Here is an 8994-nt window from a genome sequence, read left to right as displayed (position 1 = left end):
CTTTGAGCGCTTGCGGCACTTGCGGCGCGGCCAGCGCAATCTGCATCGGCGGCGGCGGCGCGCGCTGCGGCTCGTGGGGCTGCGCCCGCATCAGCCAGGCCGCCGCGCCGCCCGCCATCAGCAGTTCGATCGCCAATGCGATCGCCGCCGAGCGCGCGAGCCGGCCTCGCCCGGCCGATGCCGGGACGGATCGAATCATCGGTCTCGCTCCGTCAGTGCGCGCTCGGCTGGGCCGCCAGCGCGATATGCGAAACGCCGGCCGCGCGGCAGGCATCCATCACCGCGAGCAGCTTCTGCAACTGCGCATCCTTCGCGCCGGCGATCGTCACGGCCAGCTGCGCGGGATCGGGGCGCGCGGCCAGCAGCGCCGTCAATTGCGGCGGCGTCAGCGTGCGGCCGTCGACCGACACCGCGCCGTCCTGCTCGAGCGCAACCGTCACGGCCGGCGGCGGCAGGCTCGCGGCGCTGGCGCTCGACGGCAACTGCGTGCGCACGCCGGCATTGGGGATCATGTGCAGCGTGATCATGATGAAAAACACCAGCAGGAAGAACATGATGTCGATCATCGGGATGATCTCGATGCGCGCCTTGCGGGCCTCGAAATAGCGCATCGTCAGGCCTCCCGGGGGGCCGGCGCGCGGGTCGCATCGCCGGTTGCGCCGGCTTCGCCCGGTTCGAGCACCACCGGCAACCCGGCGAGCCGGTTCACGAGCGCCTTCTTCAGGATGTCGAGCTGATGCACCACCAGCCGCACGCGGTTGTGCAGGCCGTTGAAGAACACCAGCCCGACCATCGCGACGAACAGGCCCGAGGCGGTGGCCACCAGCGCCTCGGCCACGCCGCCCGTCACCTGCGTGGGCGCGTTGCCCGGATCGGACAGCACCTGGAACGCGTTGAACATGCCCACGATGGTGCCGAACAGGCCCAGCAGCGGCGCGAGCGTGACGATGGTGTCGAGCACCCAGAGGAAGCGGTCGACGCGCGGCGCCTCGCGCATGATCGCCTCCTCGAGGCTGGCGTCGAGCGCCTCGCGGCCCGCCTCGCGCGGAGCCCGCGCGGCGGTGGCGAACAGCGTCGCCATCGGCGTGCCGCGGAACTGCGCGGCCAGTTGACCGAGCGCGGCCGGCCCCGGCGCATCGAGCGCATCGAGCCGCGCCAGCGCCCGGCTCGCGCCGGTGGAAGCGCGCAGCAGATAGCCGCTGCGCTCGACGATCACGGTCAGCGCGACGAACAGCATCGCCGCGATCACGTAGAGGACGCCGCCCGAATGGTTGGCGACATGAAGCAGTTGATCGATCGACATACGGGATCCTTAGAAATCGGTCGTGAAGGTGGCCACGAACGCCCGGCCCGGCACCGTCCAGTACAGCGGCGTGCTGTCCTGCGCGGTGTAGCCGGCCAGCGCGTCGATGCTGCGGCGGTTGAACAGGTTGTCGATCTCGAAGCCGAGACGCGTGTTGTGCATCCACGGCAGGACGTTGGCGAACGTGTAGCCGGCCGCGAGGTTGGTCACGGCATAACCGCCGATCGGCTGGCTGTTGCCGGTGTCGCCGTATTGGCGGCCGACGAACTTGGTGATGAACGAGCCGTTGACGGGGCCGCGCTCGTACAGCAGGCCCGCCGCCGCGGTCATCTTGGCCGCGTTCGGCATCCAGTCGCCGGTGGATTTCTGCTTGGCCGAGTTGAGCGTGAGGTTGCCGTACAGGCTGAAACCGTGGCCGACCAGGTAGGTGCCTTCCGTTTCGACGCCCTTGTAGACGGCGCCGCCCGCGTTCGAGAACACCACGTTGGTGCCGACCGTGCGGCTCGTCACGGCGTTGCGGAAGTTGATGTAGTAAATGTCGGCCGACAGCGTCATGCGGTTGCTGCGGTAGGTCGTGCCGATCTGGTAGTTGTCGGTCTGCTCCGGATTCGGCTGGCCCGCGCTGGCCGGATCGTTCACGTAGAACACGTTCAGGTTCGGCGCGAGGAAGCCCTGCGCGTACTGCACGTAGGCCGTCAAGTTCGGCGAGATCTGCTCGTGCAGCGTGACCGACGGCAGCACCTTCTGCCAGGTGTGGCTGAAGTCCACCGGCTGCGACGTCTTCTGGTTCATCGGCGACGTGATGCTGCGATCGAACGACACGTATTTCACGCCCGGCGTCAGCGTCAGGCCATAGGGCAGCTTCCACGCGTACTGCACGTAGGGCTGGAACGTCAGCAGCGTGTCGTGCATCGCGTAGTTCTGCTGCAGCAGCGCGAAGTTCAGCGTGTCGTCCACATTGGCGTTGTCGCGATCGTTCGACTGATGCGTGACCCATGCGCCCAGTTGCAGCTTGCCGGGGCCAAGCTGGCGCTCGGCGCTCAGGATGTCGCCGAACGCGCGGTAGTTGTTGTGCATCTCGGTGCCCGGCACGTTGTTCGCGCCGAAGGCCGTGCCGTTCGGCGTCTCGCCGTTCGGATCCGCGCCGCCGAAACCGTTGTGGTAATAGCCGTAGGTATAGAGCTTGTTGTCGATCGTCCAGCCGCCGAGCAGCGTGTGCAGGCCGATATATTCGAAGTCCGTATGAATGCGGTCGAAGTTGTAGCCGCGGAACGACTGGCTGCCCGGGTTGCCGTTCAACGCGAAGTCGGGGCCGAACCGGGCGATCTGCGCGGCGGTCGCGCCCACCGGCACGTTCTGGTGAAGGTCGGTATACGTGCCGAAGAAGGTCAGCAGCGTGTTGTCGCCGATCGGCCGTTCGAGCTTGAAGAACACGTTGCGGCGGCGTTGCGCGGCGTCGGTCAGGTAGCCGTCGCTGCGGCTCTGCGTGTAACCCACGGTGGCACGGCCGTCGCCCCACTTCTGAAGGTCGCCGGTGTCGAACTGCGCGCCGGCCAGCCAGGTGTTGAAGCTGCCGTAGGAACCGAACAGCGTGGCCTTCGGCGTCATCGACGGCTCGATCGATTGAATCCCCACCGTGCCGCCGAAGGTGGCAAAGCCGATCTGCGCGGCATCGCCGGGGCCGCGATCGACCGACAGGCCGCCGATCGCGCGGCTCGTGAAGAACGAGGTGGAATGGTGCGTGAAGTCGTTCGAATCGCCGAACGGAATGCCGTCGAACGTGACGTTGTACTGCCCGTCCTGGAAGCCGCGAATGCCGAGCACCTGCGATTCCATCAGGCCCGAGCCGTTCGGATCGACGTTGGTCACGCTCGGCGCGATCGCGAGGATGTCGGTGTAGTTGGCGGTGGGCGCCGTGCTGTTCTCGATGTAGTGGCGGCTGATGACCGATTTCGGTTCCGTCGCGGCCAGCGAACCTTGCGACGGCGCTTGCGCGGATGCCGTTTGCGCATGGCGCGCGGCGGCGGCGGCCCCGCCCGCCGCCGTGCTCTGCACTGCACCGAGATCGCCCGACGTTTGCGCCGACGCGGCATGGCTGACGATCGCGCCCAGCGATGCCAGCACGAGTTGCGTCACCAACCTGGGTTTGAGCCCCTTACCTGCCCGTTGCATGATTCCGTGTTCCTTTTCGTCTGTGTAAAAGCAAGGACACCTTGCGAATTGGACGGAATCGTAACCACGCGCAATTAACCGAATGTGATCGTGTTCTTACTAAACGACATAACACCTTTCGCGACAATTACAGGCGCGCAGATCAGACGAATGATTCGTCGATCGATCACGAAAACCCCTTGATTTACGGCACATTCAGATAATGCAACCCAGTTGCATTCTGCCAATCGTTCGCAAAACATCGAGTTTGTAATTGTTCGTTCAACCGAACGCCATGGTGTCTTCGTATCTTCCGTCGGGCATGCATTTTCGATGCCGCGCATTGCGAACCCACTTGATTGCGACACCACACTCATGAACCACACCACGCTCCGCCTGTTGCCGATCGCCGCGATCGTTTCGATGCTTGCCGCCTGCGGCGGCAACGACAACTCCGCCACGCCGGCCGCCACGGGCAGCACCTCGGGCACGCCCGCGCCGAGCACCAGCGCCTCGGCCAGCAACTACACGGCCGGCAACCTGCTGGTGACGCGCACCGCCTACGATCCGTCGTTCACGGTCACGGGCACGCTGCCCTACAACGCCACGCCCACCGCCACCAACGCCGCGCCGGTCAGCGCCGTGTCGCCGGGCACGTTCCCGAACGCCGTCACCAACGATGCGAACGACGCGAACTTCGGCGTGACGTCCGAGGCGTTCCTCGACCAGTGGACGCCGGGCGCCAGCGCGCCGTCGCAAACGCTCGACGTGACCGCCGCCGCCGCCAAGAGCGGCGTGGCGTTCTCCACCAGCTTCGCGTCGAAGTCGGAAATGGCGATGAACGTGTCGGTGAATCAGAAATCGCTGACGTTCGTGGGCTACAACACCCCGATCGACCAGATCGACATCTCGAACTCGAACACGCCGGGCGTGGTGGACCCCACCAACACCGACGTCGCCACGCCGACCTACCGCACCGTCGCGCAGCTCAACTTCGCCGACAACAGCCTGTCGTTCACCAACACCAACGCGTTCGCGGGCAACAACGGCCGCGCCGCGGTGCTGGCCGGCGGCATGTATTACATCGTCGGCAACGCCGGCAACTCGGGCAAGAATCCGAAGCCGACCACGGCGCAGCTCGACATGCTGACGATGGCCACCGGCGTGCAAAGCATCGCCGCGGGCAGCCCGTGCGCCTTCACGCAGGTGATCGGCGCGTTCCAGTCGGGCACGGGCACCGGCACGTACGCCACCGCGCCGGCCGGCACCGCGTGCTCGCTCGCCTCGATGGGCAGCATCACGGGCGGCAGCGCGACCGGCGACCAGTTCGGCTTCTCGATCGCGAGCATCGGCCAGGCCGCCGACAAGACGGGCAAGGACGCCAACTTCCGCGGCCTGTACGTCGGCCCGGACGGCACCATGTACACCTCGAAGGGCAGCGGCGGCAACGGCGTCAACACGGTCTACCAGGTGGGCGCCGCCGGCGCGCTCGCCAACGGCGGCACGCTGCCGCAAACCGCGGCGATCTCGATCCTGCCGGGCTTCCCGACCGCGCTGGCCACCAACCTGACCAACCTCACCACGCCGAGCCAGGTGACGGGCACCGTCTATCCGTTCGGCATGTGGATCCCGTCGTCGGATTCGACGCTGATGTTCGTGGCCGACGAAGGCGACGGCGTGGCGGGCGATCAGGTGTCGGGCAGCGGCGGCCTGTGGGTCTATCGCAAGACGGCCGGCACGTGGGCGCCGATCGCGCACCTGACGGCCGGCCTGAACCTCGGCGTCGCGTATTCGGTGACGGATACCAACGGCACGTACGGCACCAAGGGCGCGAGCTACACCACCACCCCGGACGGCCTGCGCAACGTGACGGGCCAGGTCAACGCGGACGGCAGCTTCACGCTGTACGCCACCACCTCGACGATCGGCAACAGCCTTGGCAGCACGTTCGATGCGGGCGCCGATTCGAACCAACTGGTGAAGATCACGGTGAACGTGAACGGCTCGACGGCCAGCTCGGCTTCCGGCTTCGGCGTGATGCAAACGGCGCCGTACGGCCAGGCGCTGCGCGGCGTGGCGATGGTGCCGAAGTTCTGAGGTCCCGCGCGTGAAGGCGCGCTCCGGCCGCTGGCGGGCGGAGCCGGAGCGCGCCGGGGGCATGAGGATGTCGAGTGTGTCGGGAGGGAACTCGGGCCGGGGGCGGCCATTCCCGGCATGCCGGGCCGCGCAAGCGGCTCGGTTCCGTCCCCGAAAACCCGCTCACTTTTCGCTTGCACTCGCAGTCTGCCTACGTAGAATACTGTACAAACATACAGCATCGGTGACGAAGTGGAACTGCAAAAGAAGCTCGAAGTGCTGGCCGACGCGGCGAAGTACGATGCGTCCTGCGCCAGCAGCGGCACGCCCAAACGCGGTTCGCGCGGGGCCGCCGGGCTCGGCGCCAGCACGGGCGCCGGCATCTGTCACAGCTTCACGCCCGACGGGCGCTGCGTCTCCCTGCTCAAGATCCTGCTCACCAACTTCTGTCTGTACGACTGCCAATACTGCGTGAACCGGCGCTCCAGCAATGTGCCGCGCGCGCGCTTCACGCCGGAGGAGGTCGTCGATCTCACGCTCGATTTCTACCGGCGCAATTACATCGACGGCCTGTTTCTCAGTTCGGGCGTGATCCGGTCGTCGAACTACACGATGGAACAACTGGTGCGCGTGGCGCAGTCGCTGCGCGAGGATCATCAGTTCCGCGGCTACCTGCATCTCAAGACCATTCCCGACGCCGATCCCGCGCTGATCGCGCAAGCCGGCCGCTATGCGGACCGCCTGAGCGTGAACGTGGAATTGCCGACCGACGCCAGCCTCGCGCGTCTCGCGCCGGAAAAGAACGTGCGCACCATCAAGCTGGCGATGGGGTCGATCCGGCTTGCGCAGGAAGAAGCGCAGAGCGAGGCGAAGGCGCCGCCCTTCTCGCCGGCGGGCCAGAGCACGCAGATGATCGTCGGGGCCGATCAAACGAACGACCGCACCATCCTGCAGACGGCCGAATCGCTCTACGGAGCGTTCAAGCTCAAGCGCGTGTACTACTCGGCGTTCAGCCCGATCCCGGACAGCCCCTCCGCCCTGCCCGCGCAGGCGCCGCCGCTGCTGCGCGAGCATCGGCTCTATCAAGCCGATTTTCTGTTGCGCGGGTATGGCTTCCAGGCCAACGAACTGTTCGGCGACAGCGGGGATCTCCCGCTCGACATCGATCCGAAGCTCGCGTGGGCGCTGGCGCATCGCGAGCAGTTCCCCGTCGATCTCAACCGTGCGCCGCTTCGCGCGATCGCGCGCGTGCCCGGCATCGGCATGCGCAACGCGAAACGGCTGGTGGATCTGCGGCGCACGCGCCGCATTCGTTACGACGATCTGGTGCGCCTGCGCTGCCCGATGGAGAAGATCCGGCCGTTCGTGGTGACGCAGGATTACCGCGCCGCCCTGCACGACGCATCGTCCGACACGCTGCGCCGCGTGCTCGCGCCGCCGCCGGTGCAACTCGCGCTGCTGTGAGGGCGGCCGATGCGCACCATCGTGATCGAGGATCGCTTCGACGCCTGGCGCGAGGCCGCGCTGACGGCGCTCGCGGAAACGCTGCCGCCGGCGTCGATTGAATGGCGGCTCGCGCAAGCGCCCGAGATGCCGCAGCAGCAAGCGTCGCTCGACTACGCGCCGGCGGCGCCGGCCGTGACCGCCGCGCCGCCGCGCAGGGCCGAGGTTCAGGTGTCGACAACGCTCGCCGCGCTGCTGAAGGATGCCGCGGCGTTTCGCGATCCTCGGCGTTGGGCCTTCCTGTACCAGGTGCTGTGGCGCTGGCATCGCGGCGACCGCTCGGTGGCGTCGCCCGCCGATGGCGACGGCGCGCGCCTCTACCGCATGGCCAAGAGCGTGCGCCGGGCGCGGCACGACATGATCGCCTACGTGCGCTTTCGAAAGCAGCCAGGCGCCCAGGCCGCGCCCGAATACGTGGCGTGGTACGAACCCGATCACGACGTGCTCGCCTGGGCGGCCGAGCACTTCGCGCAGCGCATGGGCCGCACCAGTTGGCTCATCGCCACGCCTCGCGGCGCGGCCTGCTGGGATGGCCGCGAACTGCATCTCGACGCGCGCCGCGCGTTGCCGGGCGATCGCCGTCACGACACCGAAGACGCGGCCGAGGCGCTGTGGATCGCGTATTACCGGAGCACGTTCAACCCGGCGCGACTGAACGAGGCCGCGCTCGAGCAGCATATGCCGGTGCGCTTCTGGAAAGGCCTGCCGGAGGCCCATCTGATTCCCGGCATGATCAGCGAGGCCCGAAGCGGCGCGCGGCGGCTCGCCCAGGCGAGCGGGGTCGGCACGCTGGACGGCAAGGCGATCGCGGTGGACGCCGACGCGGCGCAACCGGCCCGCGAGCCGCCTTCCTCGCTGGACGCGTGCCGGCGTTGCGACTTGTGGCACAACGCTACGCAGGCGGTAGGCGGCGCGGGGCCGAACGACGCGCGCATCATGCTGCTCGGCGAACAGCCGGGCGACCGGGAGGACTTGAGCGGGCAGCCGTTCGTCGGGCCGGCCGGGCAACTGCTCGATATCGCCATCGAGCGCGCGGGCTTGTCGCGCGATCGGCTTTATCTGACGAACGCGGTGAAGCATTTCAAATGGGAGCCGCGCGGCAAACGCCGGTTGCACAAAACACCTGCGCAACGAGAAATCGAAGCGTGCCGGCACTGGCTCGAACGCGAGATGGACACGGTCCGGCCGGCCGTCGTCGTGGCGCTGGGCGCCACGGCGCTGACGGCGCTGCTGCGCAGGCAAACCGGCCTTGGCGATGGCCTGAACACGCCGTTCGAGATCGCCGGCAGGTGGGCGATCGCCACGTATCACCCGTCGTTCGCATTGCGCCAGCCGGACGACACGGCGCGGAATCGGGTGCTGGACGATCTGACGCGGGCGCTTGCGGTTGCACGCGACCTGGCGGAACGCCGCATCCGCCACGCATAGCGCGGCGTCGAAAGAAGGCGGTTCCTGTTTATGCCGACACGCAACGAGTGGACGGCATGCTTCGACAACGGCTGGCGGGGCGCCGACGTATTCAGTTCGATTTCCTACCTGTGCGGGCAGCTCGGTTGCCAAGGCGCACGGATCGGATTCGCGCCCGACGACACCGAAGGCAGGGATGAACTTGGGGGCTACCGATATGGATCCAGCGTAAGCGATCCACGAATGACGCCTCTCTGGGATGGACCGGCACGTCGACTGTGTCCTGGAGTCTGTTATCGTGTGTGTGTGAACGCTCTGGTCTGACTGGTAGACGTAGCCCGAACTTGGCAAGCTGAATCTATGTTCGAGAAGTATCTGAAGCAATGGGACCTGACGATAGACGGCGATCCCTTTGCCTCGCTGAACGGTGGACTGCCCAGAGCACACTAGACACGCCTGACCCTCACGCCGCGGCTTGTTCAAAGGCCTCGGGACTCAGGCCGCCAAGATGACTATGGCGACGGGTTCGATTGTAAAAGACCTCGATGTAGTCG

8 protein-coding genes are annotated in these 8994 nt (G+C 67.0%); 3 read left to right on the top strand and 5 right to left on the bottom strand.

Translation table 11 applies throughout. The features are described from left to right. The 4 genes from G3N92_RS27140 to G3N92_RS27125 all read right to left on the bottom strand — a co-directional run. Positions 1-199 (bottom strand): hypothetical protein (locus tag G3N92_RS27140; protein ID WP_206130674.1); only part of this gene is annotated, 199 nt, incomplete at its 3' end. A 13-nt stretch (positions 200-212) separates the two neighbouring features. After that, positions 213-611 (bottom strand): biopolymer transporter ExbD, encoded by a 399-nt coding sequence (locus tag G3N92_RS27135; protein WP_206130673.1) that lies wholly within the window; start codon positions 609-611, stop codon positions 213-215. A gap of 2 nt (positions 612-613) precedes the next feature. Beyond that, positions 614-1303 (bottom strand): MotA/TolQ/ExbB proton channel family protein, encoded by a 690-nt coding sequence (locus G3N92_RS27130; protein WP_206130672.1) that lies wholly within the window; start codon positions 1301-1303, stop codon positions 614-616. A gap of 9 nt (positions 1304-1312) precedes the next feature. Beyond that, the gene (locus G3N92_RS27125) at positions 1313-3475 is read right to left on the bottom strand and encodes a TonB-dependent receptor (RefSeq protein WP_206130671.1); all 2163 of its coding nucleotides are present in this window, start codon (positions 3473-3475) and stop codon (positions 1313-1315) included. Positions 3476-3829: 354 nt separating this feature from the next. Here G3N92_RS27125 and G3N92_RS27120 point away from each other — a divergent pair, with 354 nt between their 5' ends. The 3 genes from G3N92_RS27120 to G3N92_RS27110 all read left to right on the top strand — a co-directional run bounded on the left by G3N92_RS27120 (position 3830) and on the right by G3N92_RS27110 (position 8461). Next, positions 3830-5551 carry a hypothetical protein gene (locus tag G3N92_RS27120; protein WP_206130670.1) on the top strand — a complete coding sequence of 574 codons (1722 nt, stop codon included), beginning with the start codon at positions 3830-3832 and terminating at the stop codon, positions 5549-5551. Positions 5552-5782: 231 nt separating this feature from the next. Then, complete coding sequence (locus tag G3N92_RS27115; protein ID WP_206130669.1) at positions 5783-6994, top strand: putative DNA modification/repair radical SAM protein; 1212 nt, start codon at positions 5783-5785, stop codon at positions 6992-6994. A 9-nt stretch (positions 6995-7003) separates the two neighbouring features. After that, positions 7004-8461 (top strand): UdgX family uracil-DNA binding protein, encoded by a 1458-nt coding sequence (locus G3N92_RS27110; protein ID WP_206130668.1) that lies wholly within the window; start codon positions 7004-7006, stop codon positions 8459-8461. A gap of 442 nt (positions 8462-8903) precedes the next feature. On the opposite strand, the gene G3N92_RS35560 is transcribed toward G3N92_RS27110, so the two are convergent. After that, a partial coding sequence (locus tag G3N92_RS35560) for an IS3 family transposase (RefSeq protein WP_339385770.1) occupies positions 8904-8994 on the bottom strand: 91 nt, incomplete at its 5' end.

The sequence above is a fragment of the Burkholderia sp. Ac-20379 genome (assembly GCF_017104645.1).
Lineage (GTDB): Bacteria > Pseudomonadota > Gammaproteobacteria > Burkholderiales > Burkholderiaceae > Burkholderia.
The sequence above is the reverse complement of the archived record's forward strand: the minus strand, read 5'-3'. Positions and strand labels throughout refer to the sequence as shown.